Source organism: Maritimibacter harenae (assembly GCF_009882975.1).
GTDB lineage: Bacteria > Pseudomonadota > Alphaproteobacteria > Rhodobacterales > Rhodobacteraceae > Maritimibacter > Maritimibacter harenae.
The window spans coordinates 1-1315 of the sequence record NZ_WTUX01000058.1; the positions used below are offsets into that span (position 1 = coordinate 1).

General features: G+C 63.9%; 1 protein-coding gene and 1 other annotated feature. The gene reads left to right on the plus strand.

Features of this window, described 5'->3' with window-relative positions:
* Positions 1-53: 53 nt before the first annotated feature.
* A protein-coding gene (locus tag GQE99_RS20335) for an IS3 family transposase (RefSeq protein ID WP_161353793.1) occupies positions 54-1276 on the plus strand; the annotation gives its coding sequence in 2 pieces (ribosomal slippage) (positions 54-342 and positions 342-1276; 1224 coding nt in all).
* Positions 335-451, plus strand: a sequence feature (AL1L pseudoknot). Its footprint overlaps the gene before it by 117 nt.
* Positions 1277-1315 lie beyond the last annotated feature (39 nt).

A 1315-nucleotide genomic window follows, 5' to 3' on the forward strand; every position in this document is an offset into this window, starting at 1 on the left:
TGAACCGCCCCGGATTTGCCGGAGGCTCCAACTCCTGAGTAGGATGGAGCATCATGAGCAAGACGACGAACAAGTTTTCCCCCGAAGTGCGCGAGCGTGCCGTTCGCCTGGTTCTGGACAATCCCGGGCGGCATGAGAGCCGATGGCAGGCGATCGTGTCGGTCGCCGCGAAGATCGGCTGTTCGGCGAACACGCTGAACGACTGGGTCAAGAAGGCCGAGATCGACGGCGGCAAACGAGCCGGTGTCACCACCGAGATGACGGAGCGGCTGAAGGCGCTGGAGCGCGAGAACCGTGAACTGCGGCAGGCGAACGAGATCCTGCGCAAGGCGTCGGCGTATTTTGCTCAGGCGGAGCTCGACCGCCGACCGAAGTCATGATCGCCTTCATTGAGGAGAACCGCGCGGAGATTGGGGTCGAGCCGATTTGCAGGGAACTGCCGATCGCCCCGTCCACGTTCTACGACAACCTCGCCAAGCGGGCCGATCCGGAGCGGCTCTCGGATCGGGCGAAGCGAGACGCGGAGTTGCGCCCTGAGATGCAGCGGGTCTTCGAAGAGAACTGGCGGGTCTACGGCGTGCGGAAGGTCTGGCGACAGCTGGGGCGGGAAGGCTTCGATGTCGCCCGCTGCACAGTGGCCCGGTTGATGAAGGACATGGGTCTGCAAGGAGCCATCCGGGGCAAGCTGCACAGGACGACGATCCCGGACAAGAAGGCGCCATGCCCGTTGGACAGGGTCAATCGCCAGTTCCGCGTGCCCGCGCCGAACCAACTATGGGTCTCGGATTTCACCTACGTCGCCACCTGGCAGGGGTTCGTCTACGTCGCCTTCGTAATCGACGCTTTCGCCCGCCGGATCGTCGGCTGGCGGGTCAGTCGCACGGCCCATGCGGGGTTCGTTCTCGATGCCCTGGAACAGGCTGTTCATCAGCGTCAGCCCGGAGCGGGCTTGGTGCATCACTCGGATCGCGGGTCGCAATACCTGTCGATCCGATACACCGAGCGCCTGGCAGAAGCCGGGATCGAGCCCTCGGTCGGCAGCGTCGGCGACTCGTATGACAATGCCTTGGCCGAGACGATCAACGGACTCTACAAGGCCGAGGTCATCCACCGCCGTGGCCCCTGGCGCAGCTACGACGCCGTGGAATACGCCACCCTCGAATGGGTCGACTGGTTCAACACCCGCCGCCTGCTGGAACCCATCGGAAACGTCCCGCCAGCAGAGGCCGAAGCCAACTTCTACGCAGCTCTGGAAACTGAATCCATGGCCGCGTAGCTTAAACCAAACGGCCTCCGGCAAATCCGGGGCGGTTCA